Source organism: Ruegeria sp. CDSB136, assembly GCF_059610965.1.
The window spans coordinates 30,022-54,405 of the sequence record NZ_JBXWOP010000007.1; the positions used below are offsets into that span (position 1 = coordinate 30,022).

Consider the following 24,384-nt stretch of genomic DNA (forward strand, 5'->3'; position numbering starts at 1 on the left):
TTGAGCAGGGCCGTGTTCAGATCCGGGCACCGGTTTTGCCATCAAACAGATGGCAGATTTCGGCCGGAACCGAGATTGAAACCATGTCGTCGATCTCTGCCCGGAAATTCTTGTCTGCCTTCACCGAAATGAGGGCACCGCCAACGCGAACCGAAATCATAGTGGCGTCCCCCAGCAATTCCTGCGTGTAGATCGGGGCGTTGATCTGCCCCTGCCCTTCGGCAGCAAGGCCGGCATCTTCGGCCCGGAAGCCTAATGTCAGCGGGCCGTCCGGCGCGTTCAGCCCGGAAATTTCAACGTTTTTGGCCGTGAAGGTGCCGCCCCGTGCCTCACCTTCCATCAGGTTCATCGCAGGGTTGCCGATGAAGCTGGCGACAAAAGTGTTGGCCGGAGTGTCGTAAATGTCGGTCGGGCTACCAACCTGCTGCACCACGCCCTGTTTCATGACCACAACACGATCGGCCAGCGTCATCGCTTCGATCTGGTCGTGGGTCACATAGATCGTGGTCACCGCCAGTTCGTGGCTGAGGTTCTTGATCTGTGCCCGGGTGGACACGCGCAGTTTGGCGTCAAGGTTGGACAGCGGCTCGTCCATCAGGAATACGTTCGGCTCGCGCACGATGGCGCGGGCAAGCGCGACGCGCTGACGCTGACCACCGGACAATTCCGCAGGCTTGCGATGCAGGAAGTCGTCCAGTTCCACCATCGCCGATGCACGGCGTACTTTTTCGTCATGCGTGGACGGGTCGATTCCGCGGACCTTCAGCGGGAACCGGATGTTCTCGTAAACGTTCATGTTCGGGTACAGTGCATAGGACTGGAACACCATCGCCACGTCACGATCCTTGGGCTCCATGTTGTTCACGCGGGTCCCGTCGATCAGAATGTCGCCCTCGCTGGCATCTTCCAGACCGGCGATCATGCGCATGGTTGTCGTCTTGCCGCAGCCTGACGGGCCAAGAAGAACCAGAAACTCCTTGTCGGAAATCGTCAGGTCAAAATTATCAACCCCCACAAAAGAACCCCAACGCTTTCCAACATTGCGAAGTTGAATTTCGGCCATTCTGACCTCCCAGCTGGACCCAACGTGCATACGTTTGCAAAAAGCATAGACAGCAAAAGAAACATCTGGCAAGTTTTTTTTGCATGCGCATGCAAAATCACCCCTTGCCATCCGTGGCATACAGCTCCATCCCAGCGCTTAGAGCACTGAAAGAAATTGAAAATGTCCTACGAAGCCCAAAAAGCCGTCGTCGTCGAGTACTACGAAGCACTCAGCAAGAACGGAGAATCGGCCGCCGCTGACGCGATGTCCGAGTTCTGCGCAGAAGACTACGTGTGGCGCGGATTTCATCCGTTTGATGAATTGCATGGCACGGACGCAGTGGCACAGAGATTCTGGCAACCTCTAAGGCACAGCCTGCGGCATATGCAGCGACGGATGGACGTGTTCATGGCCGGCCGAAACGAGATGGACGGATTTTCCTCGGTTTGGGTTGTTTCCATGGGCCATCTGATGGGGCTGTTCGACAATGCGTGGCTGGGCATCGCCCCCACAGGCAAGATGGCGTTTCTGCGATATTGCGAGTTCAACAAGGTCGAGAACGGCAAGATCACCGAGACGGCGATGTATTTCGATATTCCTCATCTCATGATGCAGGCCGGGTTGCAGCCATTCCCGCCGCAGACCGCAGCTCAGCTTGTCCAGCCCGGGCCGATGACGCACGACGGTCTGATGTTCGGACCCCAACCCGCCGAGGAAGGAGAACGGACCCTGGCGGCCATCAACGCAATGATTTCCGATCTGGGCCAATGGGATAGCGGTCTCAGCCTTGAGGACGAGCTGCGGCGCACATGGTGCGAAGACATGATCTGGTGGGGTCCGTCCGGTATCGGTGCAACCTACACAATCGAACGCTACGCACAGCAGCATTCAGGCCCCTTCCGCGCAGGCTTCGCGGACCGGTCGAAAACCAAGCACATTTGTCGGATGGCGGAAGGGTGTTATGGCGGGTTTTTCGGATGGCCGAATTTCACGGCCCGTCCCACCGGCGGGTTTATGGGGATGCCTGCCACCGACAAAGCTGCCGAGTTCCGGGTGATCGACATCTATCGCCGCAAGGGGGATAAACTTGCCGAGAACTGGATTTTCATCGACCTTCTGCATTTCTGGAAACAACAGGGTGTCGACATTCTGGGGCGCATGGCAAGGGTACCGCGAACATGACCGGCTGGATTGACGCGCATCACCACCTTTGGGATCTTACCGCGGTGCATTACCCATGGCTGATGGCGCGCGGGGTGGACAGGTTCTTTGGTGACCCGACACCCATTCAGCGGGATTACCAGTTGACCGAATTTCGCGCAGACGCCGCAGCCTGCGGCACCCGCGCTTCGGTGCATATCCAGGTGGGGGCCGAGAACGGTCTGGACGAAGCCAGATGGGTTCAATCCGTCGCCGACGCCTCCCCGGACTGGCCGATGGCGCAGGTTGTGTTCTGTGACCTGACGTCGTCCGATCTGTCTGACCGACTGGACACATTTCAGACCCTGCCGACTGTGCGCGGCGTGCGCCAGATCGTCGGTCGCGCGCCCGGAGAGGACGCGCAAACCGGCACCAATGCTTTGCTGGACGATCCACACTTCCTGGCTGGCTTGCAAGAAGCCGGACAACGAAAGCTCAGCTTCGATCTGCAACTTATTCCTGAATTGATGGAGAAGACCGCCCGCGTTCTTTCGCAGGCGCCGGAGACGCCGATTGCGCTCTGCCATGCCGGATCGCCCCATGACCGCAGCCCAACGGGCCTGAAAGACTGGGCATTACAATTGCGCGTCCTGTCCGACTTGCCGCATGTAACCTGCAAGCTGTCCGGTCTGGGCATGTTCGATCACACCTGGACCACCGACAGTATTCACCCCATCGTGGAAGTCTGTCTTGAACAATTCGGACCAGAGCGGGTCATGTTCGGATCGAACTTCCCGGTCGACAAACTCTACAGCGATTACGCGACGCTGGTGCAGGCTTACCGTGATCTGATTCCGGCTGAGGTTCAGGCGGCCGTATTCCATGATACTGCCGCGCGGTTTTATGACCTGAAGGCCCCAACGGCATGATATTCATCTTTGAAACTACCGTGAGGCCCGAGTGGATCGACTACAACGGCCACATGCGGGATGCCTATTACGGGCTGGTCTTCAGCCTTGCCGTCGATGCAATGCAGGATGAGGTCGGCTTTGATGCCGATTATCGCGCGCGCACCGGATGTACGATCTACCTGCTGGAAGATCACAAGTTTTTCCTGCGAGAAGTCAAGGAAGCGGACCGGCTTCGCATTGAAACCCGAGTTCTGGACTGTGATGAAAAACGCTTTCATCTGCACATGAAGATGCTTAACAAAGGTGAGCTATCGGCCGTTTGCGAGTTCATGGAGCTTCACGTCCGGCAAATACCAAGCCCTCATGCTGCACCGATTCCGGCAGACATCCTGCAGCGATTGCAGAAGGCGAAATTGCCAGATCGGGAAGCGGCAGAGCTTGAGTTCCGTTCACGCCCGATGACAACTGGGCGCATCCCCCGATCAACATGACTGCAAAATCAGTAAATCAGCTTGCAGGAAACTGAGGATTGGCGAACGATCCCGATCCTAATGAACGAGCACGCATAGTCATATCCGCGGACCTGCGCAAGTCGTCCCGAAGAGAACAGCGGGAAGACGCCGCTCGATTGACAAGACAGGCACATCGGCCTCATGGCAAAGGCATCAGCCTATCCACGCAGTCGTGTTCAAAGTCAGCTCCGCGAAAGCTGACCAAGTGATTTAAGCTGACCGATTTCAAAAAAACATCTGTCAGGATAAATCAATATGATCTAAAGCACACATCCTAGGTGCACCTTTTTTGGTCCGTCCCAAGGCAAGCATTGGGGGAGAAGGTCAGATAACAAACGCGTCTCATGAACCTGTCACCCCGACGGATGTGATCGTGTGCCCGAACTGTGATGCCGCATTTCGGCTGGTTAAGCCCGAATTCGCCGAGCGTGCCAGATGCGCCAGATGTCACACTGTGCTCATTACTCCGAAGCGGAAGGCCGGTATGCAGATCATTGCCCTGGCTATTTCGGTCGCTGTACTTGTGGTCGCTGCAATGTTCTTTCCGTTTCTCACCGTCCGGGCGGGTGGCGTTCACAACTCGGTGTCGATCATGAGCACCGCGCTGGCGTTCCGAGGCGGCATTTACGGCCCTCTCGTGTTGGCCATGATCCTGCTGATCGTTCTGATCCCGCTGGCCCGCGCAGTCCTCAGCATCTATGTACTTCTGCCGATCGTGCTGGAACGCCCTTTGCTTCCCGGGGCAAAGCCCGCGTTTCGATGGGTCGAAGCGCTGCGCCCCTGGTCCATGGCCGAGATCTTTGTGTTGGGCTGCGCCGTTGCGCTGACCAAAGTTGCTGACGTCGCCGAAATTCAGTTCGGCGCCGCCTTCTGGATGTTCACCGCACTTGTCCTGCTCGTCATCGTGCAGGACAGTCTTCTGTGTAGATGGTCTGTATGGAACTCTCTGATTCATCCCAGAAAATAGTCAGCGCGCGCGAGCTTGGGCTGGTCGCCTGCCGATCCTGCACAAAGGTGCATCGCATGGGCGAAACCCGCACCTGTCAAAGATGCGGGCGAAAACTCCGGTCGCGTGATGAATTGGCGATCCAGCGTGTTTGGGCATGGTGGTTGGTCGGCGTCATGGCGTACATCCCGGCCAATCTGTACCCGATGCTGGAAACACGCACGCTTTTCACCCGGCAAGCAGACACCATCGTGGGTGGGGCCGTGGATCTGATCCATCACGGCGCATTCGGAATTGCGGCCATAATCCTGCTGGCCAGCGTCGCCATTCCGTTGGGCAAGTTTGCCGCCATCGCCCTATTGGCGCTCAGCATATCCCGCCGGTCTTCACTCTCCATGACGCAGCTCCGACTGGTGCACGAGGTCGTGGAATACGTGGGCCGCTGGTCGATGATCGACATTTTTGTAGTTGCAATCCTGTCCTCTCTGGTTCAGCTCAGCAGCCTGGCATCGATCAGACCCGGCACCGCCAGTCTCTTTTTTGCACTCTCGGTGATATTCACCATGCTCTCCGCCCAAAACTTTGATTCAAGGTTGATCTGGGATTCACGCCAACGTCAGGAAGCCAAATGAACGATATTCCCGATGTACCGATCGAACAGCAACCGCGCCGGATATGGGACCGTGTATCGCTGATATGGGTCATCCCGATTGCCGCGGTTGCGGTCGCGCTGGCGGTTGCCTGGCAGTCTCTTTCCAGTCAGGGCCGGGTAATTCATGTCACATTCGAGGACGGCGCGGGCCTTGTCGCAAATTCGACCGAGCTGCGCTTTCGGGACGTGGCTGTCGGGTTGGTCGAAAAAGTCGGCCTGACCGAAGGGCTTAAGGCCGTCGAGGCGCAAATCCGTCTGAGCAAGGAGATTTCGCCATATGTCGATGCTTCTGCCCAGTTCTGGGTGGTTCGGCCTGAACTCACCACCCAAGGCGTGTCTGGACTCGAAACGGTTCTAAGCGGCGTCTACATTGAAGGCAGCTGGGATGCGAATCCGGGCGAGCCGACCAAACTCTTCAAAGGCAGACCGCAGCCGCCCTTGTTCCGGGCAGACAAGCCCGGATTGCAGCTGACCTTGCGCAGCTCGGCCCGTGGCCAGTTGACGGATGATGCGCCCATTCTTTTTCGTGGCATCGAGGTTGGACGGGTCGGCAAAGCCTCGATCGATCCGCGCGGAAATTTTGCCGTGGCCGAGGCGATCATCTACAATCCGCACCAACGTCTCATCAATGACACGACGCGGTTCTGGGACACGTCCGGTTTCAGCATTTCTGTCGGCGCGGCCGGTGCATCTGTCGATTTCACTTCCATAGCCAGCCTCGTGGCAGGAGGCATCACATTCGACACGTTCGTGTCAGGAGGCTCGGCCGTATCTGACGGTACGTTGTTCCAGGTCTATGAAGACTCCGAAGCCGCACGGGACAGCATCTTCAACCAGTCGCAGGTCGATGAACTGTTTGTCAGTGTGATCTTTGACGACAACATCTCGGGCCTCAGTGTGGACGCCCCCGTCGAACTGGCGGGTCTGAGGATTGGAACGGTGAACAGCGTCATCGGTCTTATTGATGAGGAGGCCTTCGGGGACAACCGGGTGCGCCTGAATGCGGTCCTGGCCATACAACCGACGCGTCTTGGCCTGCCAGATGAAGTTTCACCCGCTGCCGCGCTTGAGTTTCTGAAAACGCGGGCCGATGAGGGGATGCGCGCGCAACTGGCCTCTGCCAGCCTGCTTTCCGGTGGCTTGAAAGTGCAATTTGTCGACAACACCGATGATGATCCGTTCGACTGGAATGAAACCGCCGAAGGGATAACAATCCTGCCTACCACCCAGAGCGAAATCCAGTCGGGGGAAGCCTCGGTCGAGCGTGTTCTGACGCGTATCCAGGCGCTTCCGGTCGAAGAGTTGATGTCCAGTGCCGTCGCGTTTCTTGACACTGCCCGCGCTTTTGTGGCCAGCGACGCAATCCGGGAAACGCCCGAAGACCTGCGTAAGCTGCTGGCGGCAGCCACGGCCGTGGTTGAATCTGACGACGTTCGCTCGGTCGCGGGGAATATCAATAAACTGCTGGATCAGGTCGATGCAATGTTGACCGAACTCAGGACCGAGCAGGTCACACAGCGCCTGCTCGGCGCCGTGGATGCGGCGACAAACGCCATGGAATCCGTGGACACATCCATTGCCGGCCTTCCAGAGCTGTTGTCGAGCCTGAACACTCTGGCTTCAAGGGCCGGTGCTTTGCCCCTGGACCAGTTGGTCACCGAACTGACCGGGATTGTCGCAACATTGGATGAGCTCATTCAAACCGAAGGCGTTCAGGACCTGCCTGTGCAACTGAATGCGACACTGGCCGAAGTCAACGCCGCTTTGGTCGATTTGCGCGAGGGTGGCGCGGTCGACAACGTAAACGCAACCCTGACCTCGGCGCGCAATGCCGCCGACGCGATTGCCAGCTCGACCAGCGAACTGCCCGCTCTGGCCGAGAGAGCCAGCAAACTGATGGACGAGGCATCTGCCACCATCAGTGGTTTCAACAAGGGTGAAGCACTCAGCCGCGATGCACGAGCGGCGCTGCGCGACATTCAGCAGGCGGCCAATGCGCTTGCGGCGCTGCTTCGAACGCTGGAACGCGATCCAAGCATATTGATCAAGGGACGATAGACATGCCGCTACAAAAATTCCTCAAGTGCCTGAGCCTGGTGCTGTTGGCGGGCTGCGGCGGGCTGAACGACCGGGTTTCGGTCAATGAACCAACTTTGGAAGGCCGTGTCAGAATAGGCGTTTCGTCGCTCGAGATCAAAGAGCCGTCGCTGCCCGGTTACGCCGTGGCGGACGAGATTTCGATCGAAGGCGAAGGCGGTCTGCTGGTTACCGAAGGGTCGGTTCTCTGGGCGGACAAACCTTCACGCGCGATTGCGCTGGAACTGACCCGTCATCTTACCGGCCTGACCAGAACTCGGATTGCATCCTCACCGTGGCCATTCGAGGAACCGCCTGCAGGAATTCTGGACCTGCGGTTTGAATCCTTCGTGGCACGGGCCGACGGCACCTTTTTTGTCTCAGGGCAGTATTTCCTGGGTCGGCTCGACGGGGGGCGAGAACGGTCGGGGCTGTTTGAACTGGTTGAGCCAATCGGCGAACCGCTGAACAGCACCAACATCGCCAAGGCCCGGGGACGAGCCGTCGCAAACCTTGCCCGGTTCCTGGCAAGCAATGCACTGAAATAGTCCTTTGGCCGGGCGGTTGCGCATAGGACAAGGGGAACGCGCAAAGGGGTGAAGGCAGGTCAGATACGGGCGTTTTGAGGGCTTCATTCCAGCGCACCGCGCTCCAAACGAGCGCAAACCAGGCCTGCCCCGATCACTGCTGCCCAGGCATGCGTTTTCAAAGGGCGTTCCCGCCTGCGGATTCAGGCGGCGATGGATTTCATTGCGCCCAGGAACTGGGCGACTTCGGCAACGCTGTTGTAATGGCACATTGACACGCGCACACAGCTGTCCATGCCAAGCGGCGTCAGGATATTGCCAGAGTAGTGATCTGCCTTGCGCAGATGCGTTCGGATACCCTGCTCGTTCAGCATTCGCACCACATCGACTGAAGGCACACCCTCGACCCGCAGCGACACCAGACCTTCGCGCGCCGGGTTGTCGATGCCGCCCAGAATGGTCACCTTCTCCATCTCGGCCAGACCCGGCAGGTTGCCGGTGCCGTGGATCATCGCATCCGTCAGCGCCTTTTCTTGCGCGTGGATCGCCTCGCCCGCCGCAACGAACTTGGCCCGCCGGTCGGTGGCGTCGCTGACCTGCTCGCCCAGCCACTCGAAATAGCTGACCACGTCGGACATGGTGGCGTAAGATCCGGTGTCGCGGGTCCCCATCTCCCAGTTGTCGGCAGGGCCATCCAGCAGGCTGTTATGCGGCAGCGCCGTCAGCCGGTCCGAGATCCAGGCAACCCCATAGCCATGGCGCGAAAACACCTTGTAGGGCGAAATCACATAGCCATCCACACCATAGGCCGTCAGGTCGATCCGACCATGCGCGGCGTGCTGGATGCCGTCGACGATGATGTAGCATTCGGGCGCAACCGCCCGGATGGCTGCGGCCACGGCCGCCACGTCGACACCCATGCCGGTGACGGGTGAAGTATGTACGATGGTTGCAACCTTGGTGTCGGGTGTGACTTTTGCGGCATAAGCCTCGGCAGTGACGGTACCAGTGGCATTGTCATGCGCGACCAGTACATGGTTCTGCCCGGCGATACGCGCCCAGCGGTCACAGGCGCTGCGGGTGGCCGGGTGTTCCAGGGTCGTCCCCAGAACCTGACCCGCGCCGGTGCCCAGACAGGCGTTCATGATCAGGCGGAACAGCAATTCGGTGCCACTTTCGCCCACAAAGAACTGCCCGCCCGGCGCATTCATGAACACGGCCATATCTTCCTTGGCCGTGTTAATCACGCGCACCAGCTCATGGCTGCCCGGGTTGTCACGCCCCTGATTGTCGGGAATGGCCGCATAGTCCTGCGAGGTTTTCACCACTGAGTTCAACGTCAGCGCGCCGCCAGCGTTTTCGAAGAAAATCCGGGGTCCCTGTTGCGGGCAATGGTCGATCTGGGCAAAGCGATCGCGGATCTGCTCAAGCAGCGGTGTGTTGATCTCGGGCATGGGGACTCATCCGTGTAAATACTTCTGTCTGACATATATTGTTCGCGGGCCCAGTTTTCTCACAAAAAATGAATGGGCAATGCCTTTGCATTTTTCATGCTTTATCGGACGATCAGGTATCAGCAGCCCCGACCAACGAATACGGTGCCTGACTTTGGTAAGCTGGCACCCGAATTCCCGTGAACCTCCCTTTATTTCGATGCTGTCCCTCTCAAGGGCTTCCAAGCGACTGCGCCAACTTCACAGCCCCCAGAAAGGCCGATCGACGCCAATCGGGCGGGGGGTTCAGCGGCGACAGGGCATCGGCCGTAAGATAAAGGTCGACGACTCCGTGCGCCACTGTCTGGACATCCTCCGGGTCCGCCGACGGATACTCTTTCTGGACAATTTGGCGGGCAAGCGCGTAGAACTCAGCCATAACACCCGTCAGAATTTGTCTGAGGTCCGGGTACTGTTCCACGACCATAACCAAAGCCTGATAAGCGTTGTTCAGTCGTGTATCAGTTTCGCTGTCCTCGCTGAACAGGGCGTCCACAAAGTTCATTAGCCCCGGATAATCCTGCAAAGCTGTTCGCAAATTCTCCAAAGAGATGCGCTGTTCTTCCACAACATGCAGGGCCAAGGCGCGTACCATCTCGTCCCGGTTTCCAAGATGGTGCCGTATCAATGGCCGCTTAAGTCCGGATTCCTCCGCAATTCTCTCAAGCGTTGCGCCCTCAACCCCGAAACGGGCCACCAGCGTCATGAATGCATCCAGCACTTCGGCTTTACGCTGTTTCTGAACCGAGGGACGCCCCATTGGTATTTCTCCGTCTCTTCAATTTCGAACCGGGCGGATCCGTCCAAACAGGCCGTCAACTATTCTGAACTGCCCAGTGTCTGGCATACCGGAACTATGCTTTTTCCAGCTATTTTTCATCAAGCGCAAAGCTGGCGTATGTGCATTTTGCCGCCTGCCTTTAGGCATTTGCAAGCCCCGCAGATACCCGAGGAAAGTGAGTAGCGCCCTGACCCGCTGATTGGCAGCCCGACCCCGGGGCAAAGCGGCGTCACTACACCGAAATGCCCCGGTTCAAGACAACCATAACCTACCGGCAGGATGATCAGAACCAACCCGTAAAATACTGATCTGGCCAGTAAAAGAACGCCAGATCCACCGGAATACCCGGGCTGATCAGTGAGTACTCGAATACAGGGTCATCGTAGAGATCATTCAATCCGGAAACCGCATAGCCTTCCGTTGGCGTCCAACTCTCATCGAGACCCATCTGATAATCACTGTCTTCGTCATGAAAAGCCACCACGCTGTAGTAGTTGTCATTCAGGTCCGGGAAATCGACGCGCTGCGGTTCCGTGCTGGCGGGAAGCGTGACGTAGCCAGCCGCCGTGTTGAAATCAAGCGCGTCAAAGGAAGCCGCATTGTCAAAAGCCATGACAACAAACTGGCCTCTGTCATTGCGCGCGCTGTGCAGGTTAATCACCAACCCACTGTCCGAAGACGTACCGGTCGAGGATGCCGATGTCCGGGGGATGTCCGTACCAAATCCCGAGGCCATCCAAGCTCCGCCGACGAACAGGGCCGTTGTTACCAGCGCCGCGACCATTCTCTGTGAATTTGAAGGCATGGCTTTAACCCCGTTTATCGCTTGCCGAAGCGTTGGCGCCTTGTTTTTGGGGTCGCCAGCCCGGCGGACCAAACAGAACCCCCAGCTTGTTTCGGAACCCCGGCATTCGCCAGGCGTCGCCAAAGGCGCGGGCAAAGCCATGAAAAAAGGCTACAAACGGATTGACCGAATTGATCGGCGTAACCAGACCGTAAGTGACTTCTTCTTTTTCTTCTTCGAACGTGCCGAACATGCGGTCCCAGATGATGAAGATTCCGGCGTAATTCTTGTCCAGATACTTGCGGTTGGACCCGTGATGCACACGGTGATGCGACGGCGTGTTCATTATGTATTCAATGGGTTTCCAAAGCTTGCCGATGACTTCGGTGTGCAAAGCGGTCTGGTAGAGTTGCACCAGCAATTCCGCGACCAGGACAACAAATGGATTGAAGCCCAAAAGCACCAGGGGAATATGAAAGAACAAGGGCCAAAACCCATCCAGCGGACCATGCCGGTAGGCTACCGAAATGTTGAAGAAGGGTGAGCTGTGGTGCACCGAATGTGTGGCCCACAAGATGTTTATCCGATGCAGGATACGATGCTCCCAATAATAGGCCAAATCCGCGAGGATCAGCACAATCAGGAACGAAGCCCATGTGGTGGGGATGTCAAAGAACGCATATTGAGACGCCCAGACATAGGCTCCGACGTAGAAGCCGGCCATCAAAACAAAAGTGATCGCAAGGAAGAAGCCCAGCGTGATGAAGTTGGTGACGGTATCGCCCACCATCTCGAAGGTCAGCTTTTTGCCAATCGCGTAACGCGCAAGTTCAAACACCAGAAAACCGATCGCAAAGACGAAAAACCAGTCGTCGATCATCGTCTCCCAATAGCTGATCTGGAAGTCGCTGACATACGTGTTGAGGAAGTCCATTTAGGTAGATCCTATTAAATTGTCTTTTATGACAATTAAATAGTTTTAGCCCCGTGTCAAGTGGCCCCGACGCCAACGCTCTATCTTGATGCCGACACAGCCCTATCCATTGCGCTGTCTTGCGATCATGCTCGACATCGGTAATTCCTGAAAGAAACCGTTCGTCAAAACAGACACCTACCCATTACAAGTTTAGCAAATGCCCAAAGCTGGCCAGCAATCAAAAGTCCGAATTGGAATGTCAACGCTTCTGGCGCTGGCCATAGGCGGGTTGGTGGCGCTTTCGGTCAGCGCGGTGCTTCTGGTATCAACCTACGCCAATGTTCAAAACACGACTGAATTGTGGAACACCTCAGCGTCGATGATCGTCGAGTCAATTGAGGACAGGGTCGTTAGCCTGACGACCCCTATCGAGGAATTGGCGAACTCTCTCCAGAAAGATGCAAGTTCGGGCGACGTCGAATTGTCCAACACTGACTTTCTGAAGGCATATTTCAAGGGCGTCGCAGCCTCCGCCCCCTATCTGACGGACCTTGCCGTTGTTTACCCGGACGGCAGCCTTTTTGTGACCAGTCAAATCGCCGATTCAGACGGAATTTCCTTTGTCACCATCACAGAGCCCCCGGTGGATGGGCGATTGCGGTATCTTGAAGATATCAAAAATTATGAGAGCCTGTTCTGGAACGAACCGTTTTTTGAAGAAGGCAGGACGCATATTTCGGCCACCGTACCGGCGTATCGGGACGATGTGTTCCTGGGTGCCATATTTGTGTCTTCAACCGTGCATCATTTCTCGGACATCATCGATGAGTTGGGCAGCAAATTCGGCGCGACCGGTTTCATTCTCTATGGCGACAACCGCGTCCTGGCACATCCGAAGCTGCTGAACCTGTCCGGAAGTTCCTTAAGTCCGGACACGCCTTTGCATTCAATCGCTGCGCTCGATGACGCGGTGATCTCGCAAGTCCTAAAACAAGACCCCGAGTTTCAGGGGGGCGACAGCTCTTTTGACGGCTACGTAGTGGAGAACGCAACCGGTGAGTACTTGGTTCTGACCAGTAATTTGGATGAGTACGGTTCGGAACCATGGGTCATTGGCCAGTACTCCCCGCTAAGCGATTGGAGCAGTCAATGGAAGCGCCTCAGCTACACTGCCTTTGTCAGCATTGGGTTCCTAATAGCGTCAATGATTGCGGCGATTGTGCTGGCCAGAAAGCTTTCGGCCCCAATCAAAAAATCAACCGAAGAAGCCATCAAGATCAGCGAACTCAATCTGGATCAGATCGACTATCTTCCCCCCTCTCGCGTTGAGGAGGTAAACCTGCAGGCCGTGGCATTCAACAAGATGCTCGATGGGTTGCGCTGGTTTGAAACCTATCTGCCCCGCACTCTGGTGCGGCAATTGTTGAACTCCGGAGACCCTGATGTTGTCCGGCCTCGCGAGGTCGAGCTGACTGTCATGTTCGCCGATATTGTGGGCTTTACGGCTGCGTCAGAAACGATGATACCACAGGCCACGGCCGACATGTTGAATAGCCATTTCGCGATTTTGAACCGTTGCATCCAGGCCGAGGGTGGAACGCTCGACAAGTATATCGGCGACGCCGCGATGGCGTTTTGGGGCGCTCCTCAGGAACAGGTCGACCACGCCGAGCGGGCCTGCCGCACAGCGGTGGCCATCAAGCAGGCGCTGGCTGAGGCGAAAGTTGGCTATGGCCTGAAGATTGCGATTCACACCGGTCCGCTCATCGTCGGGAATATCGGAGCAGTCGAGCGGATGAATTACACCGTGATCGGAGATACGGTTAACACCTGCGCGAGGATAGAGACTTTGGCCGGTGATCTTGCCACGGAAGAGCCGACCAACATCCTGGTCAGCGATGCAACTGCGCGACGCCTCAGCGCGTCATTCCAGCTGGAACATGTCGGCGATTTCCATGTGAAAGGTCGGTCGAAACAGGTGACCGTCTACCGGGTCAAAACTGAATAGATGATGGGATCAGTGGTACCGTATTGGAACTGCCCGCCCTGTCCGATCTGTCAAGTTTCAGACCGGATCCCGTGGGTAAATGACCTGCAGGCTGTCCGTGTGAAATTGACCAATGCTCTTTTTCCATCTCCGGCCCGGCCACAGCAGTTCAGCTGTTAGGTCGTGGGGATGGTAGGCTGCGGTGTAAAGGGTTCCGAACCCCTGATCGAAAGCCAGCGAATACAGCGGCGGCTTCAGAAAAGACCCGACAAAAACCTCTTTCGTCTCTGGGTGCAAAGTCAGGCGATGCAGCAGGAAACGCTCACGCTCGACAGTGGCGGTAAGGCGTGCATGGCTTTTCCATTCCACGCGCTCCTGATGGTTGGTGGAAACAGCCGCATGTGTAAAAAGCGTTGGCCGGTCCGGTGCAAGAAACGCCGTAAAGAACTGCCGGTCCCGGTTCAGGACCGTAACGTTGTAGCTCATGTGACACGGGACCCGTAGCAGAACCTCCTTCGCCTCTTCCAGCGTCGAACATGTCTGCAACAGGTATCGCAGGATCAGGGGAACCCCAAAGCCTTCGCCGACCGCGCGGCGGCCACCGAATGTCAGGGAAACGGTTAGCCCTGCATCATTCATGCCATCCAGCAATCCAAACAAGCCATCCGAGGTGCCCATGACCTGACGCCCGTTCCATCCGGTCTTCAGGAATATTCCATCAAAGGCCGACGGGTTGTAGTCGTAGTTCCGCACCATCAACGGTTCTGGCCCCTGCCAAATCGCCTGGCTGCACCCCGCCAGATAGCGCGGCGGGCAAAAGAAGCTCAGGAACCGCGCCTCCAGATCGCCGGCGCCAAAGGCGGCGCACAGCATGTCATACGGCTCGAGCATTTCCGGCATATATGTTTTCAGCGCATGACGGCACTCGGAATATGTCGGGCGTGATGACAACCCTTCGCTTGCCCACCATTTAAGGTAGGCATTTCGATATTCGGAGAAAATCCCGGACAGTTTCTGTCCGGGTTTCTTTTCTTCTACGGCGCGAAAGGTTAGTTTCATGCACTCTACATAATCTTAAACGCCGGATCCTCAAATGCCTGAGCCGATGGCAGCGGACGTGCCGAGAACGCGTTCTTGATGCCATTGATCCAATGCTTCGACTTAGCCGTAAGCTGAAAACCCTTGGTCATCGACCGGCCGCGTGTGACCAGGATGCCCAGATCGGCCCCTTCGTACCGGTAGTCGCCAACATTCGATATCCGCAAAAAGAACGCTTCGTTTTCGCTTTCCACCGCGCGCCGGTGATAGTCGAACCGGTCGAACACCACCTGCCCGTCCGGCAACATCTTGTAGATCCCGGATTCCGGGGCGTTGGTGATGATATCGACCGTGTCCTCGGTGTGCTTGATCACCATTTGCGACCAGGAATCGATCATGTCGGGATCGGCCCAGCGTGCGTTCAGTTCCTCGACACCCAGGTTGAACGGCTTTTTCGAGAACTCCAACAGGTGAAACAGGAACAGCGGCGCATCTGCATGCGCAAAAGCCGCGTGATTGGTCATCGAGGACGCGCCCGTGATCCGGGGGTTGAGCTCGCCCAACCAGATGTCGCCGGTCTTTTTGTCGATCAGGAAATCCAGTTCGAAATAGCCGCGATATCCTTCCTTGCGAAGTTGTTCGCCAAATTTGAACGTCAGTTCCCGCGCTTTCTCGCGCGTCTTCGGCGGGAAGGCGGTCGAGAAAATCTCGTTTCCGCACCAGCCTCCGCGATAGGGGGTCAATTCCTTGAACCCGACAAGCTCCGTCATCAGGGGCCCGACAATCGTGCCTTCGGATGTTGCGCAAGCTTCGATCGCCGAACCCCGGCAGTCGATGCGTTTCATGATTTTGATTTCGCCGTGGCCCACGATCTCATGTTCGTGTTTGCGGAAATCGGCCTCGGACTTGATGAAAAAGGTGGTGTGGCCTGAATCGCCAAACGCACTTTGCAGGACAAGATCATCGCCGAGCCCCGCCTTCTTGCAGACCTTTTTCAACTGGTCATAGCTGTCGACCTTGGACAGCGTGTTGGGAACCGACGGGACACCCGCCTTGTTGCCGACCCGGACAGTTTCGATTTTGTTGTCCATCTTGGTACGCAGCTTCGCCTTGGGGAACCAGACCTCGCCGCCCAGTTCCTTGACCAGTTTTTCCGTCTTTTCGTCGAACATCAGGAAAACGAATTTCGGTTTGCCGCCGCGCGCCTTGACGTAATCGACAACTTCCTTGTGCTGAAGCAGATAGTTGTTGATGTCTTCGATCGACTGAAACTCGTCATGGGGAAGTTCGGAAGGAACCAGAACGTTGGGATGGCGTCCGTCAAAGCAATCCATGTAGCAGATGTACTTGAAATTCTTGACCCATTCATCCAGACCGAGCAGGTTGAAATTGGTCGCCGAGACAAAGTAGATCGGGTCCGAATTCGTGTGAAAGTAACGACGGATTTCCGAAATGTTCTTGAGTACCTTCTTGGGCATTTAACCTCTCCCCTGATATTATTATTTGACGGACTCCAAGGCCTCTTGGGTAAACACGCGCAGACCCAGGTCTTCGCGGAAACCATGAATTTCACTGACGTCCAGCGCCCGCATGAATGACAGGATTTCCGGGCTGATGACCTGACCGGGCACCAGAATCGGGAAGCCTGGCGGATAGGGAATGATGAAGCTGGACGAGACAAGCTCCTCACCCGCTTCAAGACGCGCCATCAGCTTGTCATCGGTCGGAATAAAGTCGCAATTGTCCTCGTCATAAGCGAGGAAAAACGCGGTTCGGATATCTCCTTCGGGCGTATCTGATCCATCCCTGAAGGCATCGTGGAACCGGCTGAAATCCGGCAGCGGCGGCACGTCTTCGACCAACGCCTGGACCCGGTTCTCAAATGACCTGCGTTCCATTTTCGAGGCATCGTCCAGAAGCTCGTCCAGATCATTGGCGATTTCGACCAGCACTTCGATCAGGTAAGCGACCGAGGATCGGGTTGTCCCGATATTGGTCATGAACAGCACGGTGTTCCGCGACGTCTTGTTGATCTGGATGCCATATTTGTCCATCAAGATCTTGGTCTTGAACGTGTCGCCGTCCCAGCCTGTTCCACCCACGGCCAGCGTAATGCGCGTCGGGTCCAGCACAAATTCGTCCTGGCTCCACATTGTCCATTTGTCGACCCAGCCGTGATCGGGATCGTAATAAGCCTGTACGCCGCTTTCCCGGTATTCTTCCGGGATCATTTCGCCGGCGGTTACCACCTTGAAATACTTCTGTAAAACCGGATGGTCCGAGATTGCGCGCCGGATCGACATGGCGGTCTCGATCTGCTTTTGCACAAACTCGAACCCTTCCAGTTCGACCTGTCGGCGACCAACGTCCAGGGAAGCGATGATCTGGTAGTTCGGCGAAGTCGAGGTGTGGGTCATGTAGGCCTCATGAAAAGCCTGCTCCACCTCGCCTTTGAAGTCCTGATCGTTGACGTGAATCATCGACCCCTGCCGCAATGACGTCAGGGTCTTGTGGGTCGATTGCGTGGCATAGACGCGAACGCGGGCATCGGGCGGCGGAACCAGTCGGGTCCCGAGCAGCTTTTCGTGGCTCGCACCCTCAAGCTTTTCCTGCTGGGCCGCCCAGGCGCTTGCCGATTCCGGCGTGCGCAGCGTTTGCCGCAACACGTTCGCCACCCCCATAGCGGTGCGTTGGCGGTAGGTCGGGTCAAACCGCGCAAAACCGAACCAGGCTTCGTCCCACAGAAAGATCAGGTCCTTCTTGATGGCCAGACACTCTTCCATGACACGCTGAACGTTGTAGACAACCCCGTCGAAGGTGCAGTTGGTCAACAGCACCATCCGGACGCGATCCAGCTTTCCGGCATCTTTCAGCTTCAACAGGGTGTGCTTGATCTCTTTCAGCGGCACAGCACCGTACATCGAATGCTCGTGCAGCGGATAGCTGTCCATATAAACGACGCTCGCCCCGGCCAGAACCATGCCGTAGTGGTGCGATTTGTGGCAATCCCGGTCGACCAGAACGATGTCGCCGGGTCGAACGACCGACTGAACGACGATCTTGTTGCACGTCGAAGTACCGTTGGTGGCAAAGAACGTATGTTTCGCCCCAAAAGCGCGGGCGGCCATGTCCTGCGCTTCCTTGATCGGGCCGCGCGGTTCCAGCAGGCTGTCCAACCCGCCCGAGGTCGCGGATGTTTCAGCCAGAAAGATGTTCGACCCGTAGAATGCCCCCATGTCCTGAATCCAGTGCGAACGGCTGATCGATTTGCCGCGGCTGATCGGCATGGCGTGGAAAACACCCGTTGGCTGTTTCGAGTATTCTTTCAGGGCCGAGAAAAACGGGGTTTTGAATCTGCGATCGACGCCGCGAAGGATGTTGAGGTGCAATTCCTGAAAATCTTCCTGATTGTAAAAGACGCGTCGGCAGCGGCCCAAATCCAGCCCGGCTATATCTTCGGCAGAACGGTCTGTGACAAGATACGCGTCCAGTTCGGGTCGGATTTTCTCGATAAGCCGACAGGCTTCCGGTCCGTATTCATGCGGGTCGAGACCGTCAACATCCTCGTCCTCGCTGACACGCGTCAGGTACTGATTCAGGATCGGAAGATCGATCTTCGACTTGAGCGACAAGCCGGGCCTGATCACCACAGCCTGAACGTTGTAGTTGAACAGAACCCCGATCAGCGCATCCTCCAGCGACGGAACAATGACCGGTTCATAAATGAACGAATCTTCCAGCCGACGCATGCGCAGCAGGTTTTGCCGCAGGAACCTTTCCTGATGTTCAGTGACATCATCGACGATCAGCACCTCAAAATAAGGCCGCCCCAATGCACGGGCTTCTGGCGCAAGCGAGGCTTCGTCTTCATAATCTTCATTGTCTATTTCATCGGAAGACAGCGGAATCGACCGCCGCCGGTAAGCGCCCGAGGTCAGCGCCCGCGCAATACGACGAACGCAGATCGACAGATCCTGAACATGGCCATTTTGCAGAAGACGCCGCAGATGCTCAAAGGCGTGAATTCCGGGGAACGCCCAATAAAGCTCGATCGGTTCCAGAACATCGAACAAATGCTCTGCCGTCGACATCAGCTTCTGGCTCTGGCGTTTTTCCCGGCCATGTAGGGCGAGGCCTTCAGCGGCCTCTCGTAAGGCGCTCCATCGATCGGCGCGAAGTTGCGTGGCGCTGTAATAATCTCGTAGGGACGGCAACTTCTTCTTCTGCGAGTGCAAGTTCAATACCTGCCTCCTTTCTGTCGCGTCCGGATCAGTGCCGCCCTCTGATCCGATTAATCCGAACCTGTCTTTCCGTGTAAGACAGAAATGTTAGGCGGCGTCAGCAAATCTCTTTCCGCTTCTTCAATCGAAGTTCTTGGGTCGGATGCCAGCAAACCGCGATCCGAGCCCTGGCGTGGAATCTCCAGCGGCCCGAGCGTGTTCAGGTAAGCATCGGCACCGCTTGTGCGATCATAAACCGTGAAATCCGCGTCGCGATCCCGGAAGCTCTTGAGAACTTGCCCAAGTCCCTTGAGACCGGTTTCCCGTTGACGCCGTACCTGGTCCAGATCGATTTCGATCGGGAACATGTCTTCCTGTCCGGCGGACTGGTGCAACACTGTTGCTGATGGGTCGACCACCAGCGAACGACCGACACCACCGGCCCCCAGGCCATTCACGTCAAAAACGTAACACTGAAACTGCGCCGCGGTCGCCCTTGCAATGGCAAGTTCCGCTTCGCGGTCAGTGGTCCCGGTCAGGACCGGGTGAAGAAGAACTTCGACGCCCTGACTGGTCAATTGCCGCGTCGTTTCCGGAAACCAAATGTCGTAGCAGATGGAAAGGCCAAAACGCCCGACATTCGGGACATCAAAAACACAGAAATCAGTCCCGGCTGATATCCCAGCCTCATACGGCCGGAAGGGAAACATCTTCGAGTACTTGGCGACAATTTCGCCGTCGGGATTGATGACGACGGAAGTGTTCAGAATACGCCCATCTTCGGTTTTTTCGAACATCGACCCGGGGATCAGCCAAATACCGAAGCGGCGCGCATCCTCCTGAAACTGCAACAAAGCGTCATTCGGGAATGGCTGCGCGAAACGGTCCAGTGGCCCATACGGCGCAAGTTCGGAAAACAGAACCATCTGAGTCCATGGAAACCGGGCCATAAGAATTTCAATTCTATGGCGCATCGCCTCGACGTTCGAATGAAGCGCACCAACGTGCATCTGAACACCGGCGATCGCAAATGGAGTCATATTGGGCATCTCTCCCGAGTAAGCTGTCTGATCACCTTATTTTCAGGCGAACCCCGTGACCAGCCTGTTTTTTTGGGGGCCGCAGATTTCTGTCGCAAACTGTTTGACCGCTGGCACTCGTGAACTTGGCGATGAGTGATTTAGGGAATTGGCAAGGTGCCAGTCAGTTCGTGACTTGCCTCCATGCTGGGGTTTGTCGCCAATCTGCCCGCCCTGCCCCGACACGGAATGACATCGCGATGATCGACAATTTTCCGGTCATTCATGTCGTATCACCCGATTGGCAAAATAGTCGTCTCGCTCCAATACATCGGCTTTTGAATACTTGTTGGTCCTATTTCCATCTTCTCACCATATGCGCAAAATCTTAATGTTTTGCTCACTACTTCCAGCGTGACTCTAAATGATCATTTATATCTGATAAGTGTCGCTTATCGGATCAATTGAAAAGCGAACTGAATTGACGCAGAATACGCGCTATGAGTACCCCTGCCCCATATCTCCCAGCCTCTTCTCCTGCACTGTCCTCAGCAGATCAGGACGCGCTGACCGATCTCTATGTCCGCGGCACGCCGGAGAACACGTTACGAGCGTACGAGCGTGACCTGGTCTACATCACGGCCTGGAAGGCCGCTCGGATAGGCTCGATCCTCAACTGGCCCGAGAATGAAGAAACCGCCCTCGCCTTCATCCTCGATCATGCCCGGGATCTGAACGACGCGCCGAAAACGGATGTCGCCCGCCAGACGGCAGAAGCGCTGATTGCACAAGGGTTGCGCAAGTCACTGGCCTGCCCGGCCCCCTCAACGCTGGACCGGCGTATCGCCTCCTGGCTGGCCTTCCACCGGATGAAGAACCTTCCCAGCCCGTTTGAGGCGCCGCAGGTGAAGCAAGCACGGGCCAAAGCACGCCGCGCCGCAGCCCGTCCCCCTGCCCCAAAATCCGCCCACCCCATCACCCGCGATGTGCTCGAGCAACTGTTGGCGACCTGCCGTGGCAGTCGTCGCGATTGCCGCGACCGGGCGATCCTGATGCTGGGCTGGGCCAGCGGCGGGCGCCGCCGCTCGGAAATCACGGCGTTGATGCGCGAGGATGTATCCCTTAAGGAATTCGGCAAGAGCGGTGTCATCTGGCTGTCCCTGCTGGAAACCAAGACCACCCAGAAGGGAGAAACCCCCAGACTGGTGCTGAAAGGCCGAGCAGCGCAGGCTTTAGTGCATTGGATCGAAGTTGGGCAGATCAAGGACGGCCCCCTCTTCCGCCCGATCTCGAAAGCTGATCGGGTGCTGAACCGCGGCCTTTCCCCCGACGCGGTAGCGCAGATCGTCAAACATCGATTGAAGCTGGCCGGTCTGCCCGAAGACTTTGCCTCTGCCCACGGTCTTCGTTCGGGCTTTCTGACCCAGGCCGCATTGGACGGCGCCCCGATTCAGGCGGCCATGCGACTGTCCCTGCACCGCTCGGTCGCGCAGGCGCAGAAGTACTACGACGACGTCGATATCGCAGAAAATCCCGCTACGGACCTTTTGGGCTAACACAAAAAAGGGTGTTGGATTTTAGTCCAACACCCCACGGTTGCTTCACATGATTTCTGGAGATTCTTACCCGTGGGTAAGATCATCCTCCTCTCGCAGGTATTCAATCATCGTTGCAATGGCGGCCTCCAGCCTCGCACGATCAACACGCGTAAAATCCAGATCGTGCCTGATCTCCAACCGTCCACTCGAGGCCGAACACTTTGCAATCCCCGCGCGGCCAGACACCTGAAACGTCGTCTTCGCCCGGCGCGGCTTTCCGGGACTGTCCGGTTTCGGCCTGGCAACAGCTTCCGAGGCCTGTCCCAAAAAAGACCGGAGAATCGCCACCTCTCGTGCGTTGTCCCTGTCGGGTTCGCTCATCAACGCAGTGCTGACTGCGCGGATCAAACCCGGATCGGAATCAAGCTTGCGCTTCAGTTCGACCCCCACATTTCGCGGGATTTCATTTGGGTGGTTCAGAACCTTGTCCAGCCTGGTCAGCAGGCTCGCGAATGCCCGAATATAACTTCGCTTTGTGTAGCTTGCTGATTTGAAAAGAATCGAAACCGCCTTGTCCACATCCGCACAGTCATTGGCCGGATCCTCTGCGTAGGCCCGGGCCAACGCACCCATTTCCGCAAAGGAGATGTCCTTTCGGATCAGGTTTTCATCCACCATACGCCGATAGCTGCTGTCCAGATCAGCGGCGTCCGAAATGCCTGCCGGAATTTTTGCGTAGATGGAATCGCCGGTTTCTTCCAGCAACAAACGATAAGCAGAAAGGCGGCGCATCCCCTGAATCAGGTCAAATCGCCCGTCCGCGCGACGCTCCAGCCGGATCGGGTTGGAAAGACCGATTTCCCTGATCGACGCTTTCAACTCTTCCAATTCCGGATCCGGACCGGGTTTGCGATCGCGCGTCAGTTTTTCTGTAACGACGTCTGACAGGTCTACACGTTCCGTCACCAGCCCTTCGGCCCGCAGGCTCACCAGCTCATGCGCAAGCCTGTCGTTTTCTGCGCGAATGGCATCCTCGGTCGATTGCTGATCGCGCAGAGCACCAGCATTCTCCGAGATTGCTGCGGCCATCGGACCCCGCCGCTTCTCCAGAACTTGGTCCGGAACCTTACCCACGGGTATGTCTTCCATGGCAGGCATATCAATGTCGAACATTCTGCGTTTGCGGGTCATGCGTCATCCTCCAGCTTATCCCAGGCCGACAGCATGACGCCCCGAAACTCTTCATATACGTTGTCAAAGGTCGATCGTGCGCGGCGCCAGGTTTCCCGGGTCATCTCTCGGTAATCCATCTCGTAGACCGAACTGAGGAAACGACCGGATTGTTCGACCGCGCGGGTCATCTCGACCGGGTGCTCGGCCACGTGTTCCCCGAACACTTTTCGAAATGCGTCGAACATGGCGTGGTGCAGGGCGTTGCCGGGCTCATATCGCGTCAGCAGAAAGCGCAACTCACAGAAGGTCTTGGGAAGCCCGATCTTACCCGTGGGTAATGTTTTGTCGAACCCATAAGCGAGGTCTTCCAGAGCTTCAGCAAGCTGGCCAATGAACGAGGTCGTGGAGTCATATTCCCAGTAACCCGGGCCGGATGGGACATACAGCATGTCCGCCGCGAACACTGCGTTCATCGACTGGTAGCCAATGGCAGGCGGGCAGTCGAACAGGATCAGGTCGTAAGAGTCATCGGGGATCTGGTCCAGATAACGCGATACTGCCGCAAAGAACGACCATTCAGGATTCAAGTGCCGGTACTGAGCCGAGGCAAACTCGACAAAAGCGGCGTTGGCGCAGGACGGGATGGCGTCGATGCTGGACCAGGACGTCTGCTTGATAAAGTCACCGATCCGCAGATCGCCGAGCCCCATGTCCGTGATCGATGGCGGCAACTCGCGGCGGGGCAGGGCGGTCCCGGATTCGGCGGCGGCGGGGCGGTTGTTCATCCGTTGGGTCTCGCGGATAAGATCACGCGCCATAATGCCCCAGACCGTAAAGTCTTCGGCAACATCCGTCAGGCCCATCGAATGGCTCAGTGTCGCCTGAGGGTCGAAATCCACCACCAGCACCCGGTAGCCATCCAGTGCCGCGGCATGGGCCAGATGCAACGCCACCGTTGACTTGCCCGCGCCACCCTTGAAATTCGCCACAGCGGCACGGATGGCGCGCTTACCGGCCGGGCGGGGCGGCATAAGGGTCTTGCGGTTCACCTTCAACCGCCGACGCAGCTCGTTGACTTCTTCCAGGCTGAACCATCTCTGCCGGCCATCCGGCTCCACCTCACCACTGGGCAGGGTCGGGTCCGAGGCCAGCTTGCCCCGAAAAGTGGATTGGTTGACCTTAAAGATCAGTTCCGACACCTCCCAGCTTGAGAACCGGCGGAGGGTCTTCTCCATCTCAGGGCTAAAGGTCTGCTGGCGAATCCAGCCCTGCAATTTGAGCGACTGATTACGCAATGCATTCAGGTCTTCGTGCGTGTACATGCCTCGGGTCTCGTTTCTTAGGACGTTAAATTTTGTGGTTTTCATATTTACGCTTGATTTGCAGCTTTGGCAAAAGAAATTATGATGGGATGACGATCTTACCCACGGGTAAGAAAACAAGGGCCATCGGCACGTGGGCCGATTCGATCCGCGACGCTGACGAGGGAAGGCGCTCGCCAGGGCGAACGCTCCAGAATTAGGGGGTCACTAAGTTCAGATATACAGCATTTAGGGGGACAAAGTGCCCAAATAAGGGGACAGACAGGGTGTCCCCTATCACCAATACTTCACCAATTTCTTTTAT

20 protein-coding genes are annotated in these 24,384 nt (G+C 56.8%); 9 read left to right on the top strand and 11 right to left on the bottom strand.

Annotated features, from left to right (window positions below):
• Positions 1-16: 16 nt before the first annotated feature.
• Positions 17-1,063: an ABC transporter ATP-binding protein gene (locus AC2FIR_RS09195; RefSeq protein ID WP_496762196.1), complete on the bottom strand. Its 1,047-nt coding sequence runs from the start codon at positions 1,061-1,063 to the stop codon at positions 17-19.
• A 162-nt stretch (positions 1,064-1,225) separates the two neighbouring features.
• On the opposite strand from AC2FIR_RS09195, the gene AC2FIR_RS09200 reads away from it, so the two are divergent.
• The 7 genes from AC2FIR_RS09200 to AC2FIR_RS09230 all read left to right on the top strand — a co-directional run bounded on the left by AC2FIR_RS09200 (position 1,226) and on the right by AC2FIR_RS09230 (position 7,830).
• Complete coding sequence (locus tag AC2FIR_RS09200) at positions 1,226-2,227, top strand: nuclear transport factor 2 family protein (protein WP_496745813.1); 1,002 nt, start codon at positions 1,226-1,228, stop codon at positions 2,225-2,227.
• Entirely contained in the window at positions 2,224-3,114 is an 891-nt protein-coding gene (locus tag AC2FIR_RS09205) for an amidohydrolase family protein (RefSeq protein WP_496745815.1), read from the top strand. The genes AC2FIR_RS09200 and AC2FIR_RS09205 overlap by 4 nt, the downstream gene beginning before the upstream one ends.
• On the top strand, positions 3,111-3,587 hold the full coding sequence (locus AC2FIR_RS09210; RefSeq protein ID WP_170682665.1) for a thioesterase family protein: 477 nt from the start codon (positions 3,111-3,113) through the stop codon (positions 3,585-3,587). The genes AC2FIR_RS09205 and AC2FIR_RS09210 overlap by 4 nt, the downstream gene beginning before the upstream one ends.
• A 505-nt stretch (positions 3,588-4,092) precedes the next feature.
• A complete protein-coding gene (locus AC2FIR_RS09215; protein ID WP_480492140.1) occupies positions 4,093-4,575 on the top strand; it encodes a paraquat-inducible protein A in 483 nt (160 codons plus the stop codon).
• The gene (locus tag AC2FIR_RS09220) at positions 4,545-5,186 is read left to right on the top strand and encodes a paraquat-inducible protein A (RefSeq protein WP_496745817.1); all 642 of its coding nucleotides are present in this window, start codon (positions 4,545-4,547) and stop codon (positions 5,184-5,186) included. Before AC2FIR_RS09215 ends, AC2FIR_RS09220 begins: the two co-directional genes overlap by 31 nt.
• Complete coding sequence (locus AC2FIR_RS09225) at positions 5,183-7,264, top strand: PqiB family protein (protein WP_496745819.1); 2,082 nt, start codon at positions 5,183-5,185, stop codon at positions 7,262-7,264. Before AC2FIR_RS09220 ends, AC2FIR_RS09225 begins: the two co-directional genes overlap by 4 nt.
• A gap of 2 nt (positions 7,265-7,266) precedes the next feature.
• On the top strand, positions 7,267-7,830 hold the full coding sequence (locus AC2FIR_RS09230; protein WP_496745821.1) for a PqiC family protein: 564 nt from the start codon (positions 7,267-7,269) through the stop codon (positions 7,828-7,830).
• Positions 7,831-8,012: 182 nt separating this feature from the next.
• Here AC2FIR_RS09230 and AC2FIR_RS09235 read toward each other — a convergent pair whose 3' ends face one another.
• The 4 genes from AC2FIR_RS09235 to AC2FIR_RS09250 form a co-directional block, all read right to left on the bottom strand.
• On the bottom strand, positions 8,013-9,263 hold the full coding sequence (locus tag AC2FIR_RS09235) for an aminotransferase class V-fold PLP-dependent enzyme (RefSeq protein ID WP_170611525.1): 1,251 nt from the start codon (positions 9,261-9,263) through the stop codon (positions 8,013-8,015).
• A 211-nt stretch (positions 9,264-9,474) separates the two neighbouring features.
• Positions 9,475-10,062, bottom strand: coding sequence for a TetR/AcrR family transcriptional regulator (locus AC2FIR_RS09240; protein WP_496745823.1), 588 nt, complete (start codon positions 10,060-10,062; stop codon positions 9,475-9,477).
• A gap of 304 nt (positions 10,063-10,366) precedes the next feature.
• Positions 10,367-10,888 carry a DUF2141 domain-containing protein gene (locus AC2FIR_RS09245; RefSeq protein ID WP_496745825.1) on the bottom strand — a complete coding sequence of 174 codons (522 nt, stop codon included), beginning with the start codon at positions 10,886-10,888 and terminating at the stop codon, positions 10,367-10,369.
• A gap of 4 nt (positions 10,889-10,892) precedes the next feature.
• A complete protein-coding gene (locus AC2FIR_RS09250) occupies positions 10,893-11,801 on the bottom strand; it encodes a sterol desaturase family protein (protein WP_496745826.1) in 909 nt (302 codons plus the stop codon).
• Between the two features lie 238 nt (positions 11,802-12,039).
• Here AC2FIR_RS09250 and AC2FIR_RS09255 point away from each other — a divergent pair, with 238 nt between their 5' ends.
• Positions 12,040-13,791 carry an adenylate/guanylate cyclase domain-containing protein gene (locus AC2FIR_RS09255; protein WP_496745828.1) on the top strand — a complete coding sequence of 584 codons (1,752 nt, stop codon included), beginning with the start codon at positions 12,040-12,042 and terminating at the stop codon, positions 13,789-13,791.
• A 57-nt stretch (positions 13,792-13,848) separates the two neighbouring features.
• Here AC2FIR_RS09255 and AC2FIR_RS09260 read toward each other — a convergent pair whose 3' ends face one another.
• The 4 genes from AC2FIR_RS09260 to AC2FIR_RS09275 are packed head-to-tail and all read right to left on the bottom strand — an operon-like array spanning position 13,849 to position 20,068.
• Positions 13,849-14,829 carry a C45 family autoproteolytic acyltransferase/hydrolase gene (locus AC2FIR_RS09260; RefSeq protein WP_170611535.1) on the bottom strand — a complete coding sequence of 327 codons (981 nt, stop codon included), beginning with the start codon at positions 14,827-14,829 and terminating at the stop codon, positions 13,849-13,851.
• A 5-nt stretch (positions 14,830-14,834) separates the two neighbouring features.
• On the bottom strand, positions 14,835-16,286 hold the full coding sequence (locus AC2FIR_RS09265) for a biotin carboxylase (RefSeq protein ID WP_496745830.1): 1,452 nt from the start codon (positions 16,284-16,286) through the stop codon (positions 14,835-14,837).
• A 21-nt stretch (positions 16,287-16,307) separates the two neighbouring features.
• Positions 16,308-19,049, bottom strand: coding sequence for an aminotransferase class I/II-fold pyridoxal phosphate-dependent enzyme (locus tag AC2FIR_RS09270; RefSeq protein ID WP_496745832.1), 2,742 nt, complete (start codon positions 19,047-19,049; stop codon positions 16,308-16,310).
• A gap of 50 nt (positions 19,050-19,099) precedes the next feature.
• A complete protein-coding gene (locus AC2FIR_RS09275; protein WP_496745833.1) occupies positions 19,100-20,068 on the bottom strand; it encodes a carbon-nitrogen hydrolase family protein in 969 nt (322 codons plus the stop codon).
• Between the two features lie 479 nt (positions 20,069-20,547).
• Here AC2FIR_RS09275 and AC2FIR_RS09280 point away from each other — a divergent pair, with 479 nt between their 5' ends.
• A complete protein-coding gene (locus tag AC2FIR_RS09280; RefSeq protein ID WP_496745835.1) occupies positions 20,548-21,603 on the top strand; it encodes a tyrosine-type recombinase/integrase in 1,056 nt (351 codons plus the stop codon).
• Positions 21,604-21,669: 66 nt separating this feature from the next.
• Here AC2FIR_RS09280 and AC2FIR_RS09285 read toward each other — a convergent pair whose 3' ends face one another.
• Both AC2FIR_RS09285 and AC2FIR_RS09290 read right to left on the bottom strand, forming a co-directional pair.
• A complete protein-coding gene (locus AC2FIR_RS09285; protein WP_480525744.1) occupies positions 21,670-22,776 on the bottom strand; it encodes a ParB/RepB/Spo0J family partition protein in 1,107 nt (368 codons plus the stop codon).
• Complete coding sequence (locus AC2FIR_RS09290) at positions 22,773-24,080, bottom strand: AAA family ATPase (protein ID WP_170611545.1); 1,308 nt, start codon at positions 24,078-24,080, stop codon at positions 22,773-22,775. Before AC2FIR_RS09290 ends, AC2FIR_RS09285 begins: the two co-directional genes overlap by 4 nt.
• Between the last annotated feature and the right edge of the window lie 304 nt (positions 24,081-24,384).

Coding starts and splice junctions, on each gene's coding strand:
- AC2FIR_RS09220 (WP_496745817.1), top strand. CDS start 4,545: ATGGAACTCTCTGATTCATCCCAGAAAATAGTCAGCGCGCGCGAGCTT.
- AC2FIR_RS09250 (WP_496745826.1), bottom strand. CDS start 11,801: ATGGACTTCCTCAACACGTATGTCAGCGACTTCCAGATCAGCTATTGG.
- AC2FIR_RS09245 (WP_496745825.1), bottom strand. CDS start 10,888: ATGCCTTCAAATTCACAGAGAATGGTCGCGGCGCTGGTAACAACGGCC.
- AC2FIR_RS09195 (WP_496762196.1), bottom strand. CDS start 1,063: ATGGCCGAAATTCAACTTCGCAATGTTGGAAAGCGTTGGGGTTCTTTT.
- AC2FIR_RS09275 (WP_496745833.1), bottom strand. CDS start 20,068: ATGACTCCATTTGCGATCGCCGGTGTTCAGATGCACGTTGGTGCGCTT.
- AC2FIR_RS09260 (WP_170611535.1), bottom strand. CDS start 14,829: ATGAAACTAACCTTTCGCGCCGTAGAAGAAAAGAAACCCGGACAGAAA.
- AC2FIR_RS09235 (WP_170611525.1), bottom strand. CDS start 9,263: ATGCCCGAGATCAACACACCGCTGCTTGAGCAGATCCGCGATCGCTTT.
- AC2FIR_RS09230 (WP_496745821.1), top strand. CDS start 7,267: ATGCCGCTACAAAAATTCCTCAAGTGCCTGAGCCTGGTGCTGTTGGCG.
- AC2FIR_RS09215 (WP_480492140.1), top strand. CDS start 4,093: ATGCAGATCATTGCCCTGGCTATTTCGGTCGCTGTACTTGTGGTCGCT.
- AC2FIR_RS09255 (WP_496745828.1), top strand. CDS start 12,040: ATGTCAACGCTTCTGGCGCTGGCCATAGGCGGGTTGGTGGCGCTTTCG.
- AC2FIR_RS09200 (WP_496745813.1), top strand. CDS start 1,226: ATGTCCTACGAAGCCCAAAAAGCCGTCGTCGTCGAGTACTACGAAGCA.
- AC2FIR_RS09205 (WP_496745815.1), top strand. CDS start 2,224: ATGACCGGCTGGATTGACGCGCATCACCACCTTTGGGATCTTACCGCG.
- AC2FIR_RS09290 (WP_170611545.1), bottom strand. CDS start 24,080: ATGTACACGCACGAAGACCTGAATGCATTGCGTAATCAGTCGCTCAAA.
- AC2FIR_RS09210 (WP_170682665.1), top strand. CDS start 3,111: ATGATATTCATCTTTGAAACTACCGTGAGGCCCGAGTGGATCGACTAC.
- AC2FIR_RS09285 (WP_480525744.1), bottom strand. CDS start 22,776: ATGACCCGCAAACGCAGAATGTTCGACATTGATATGCCTGCCATGGAA.
- AC2FIR_RS09280 (WP_496745835.1), top strand. CDS start 20,548: ATGAGTACCCCTGCCCCATATCTCCCAGCCTCTTCTCCTGCACTGTCC.
- AC2FIR_RS09265 (WP_496745830.1), bottom strand. CDS start 16,286: ATGCCCAAGAAGGTACTCAAGAACATTTCGGAAATCCGTCGTTACTTT.
- AC2FIR_RS09225 (WP_496745819.1), top strand. CDS start 5,183: ATGAACGATATTCCCGATGTACCGATCGAACAGCAACCGCGCCGGATA.
- AC2FIR_RS09240 (WP_496745823.1), bottom strand. CDS start 10,062: ATGGGGCGTCCCTCGGTTCAGAAACAGCGTAAAGCCGAAGTGCTGGAT.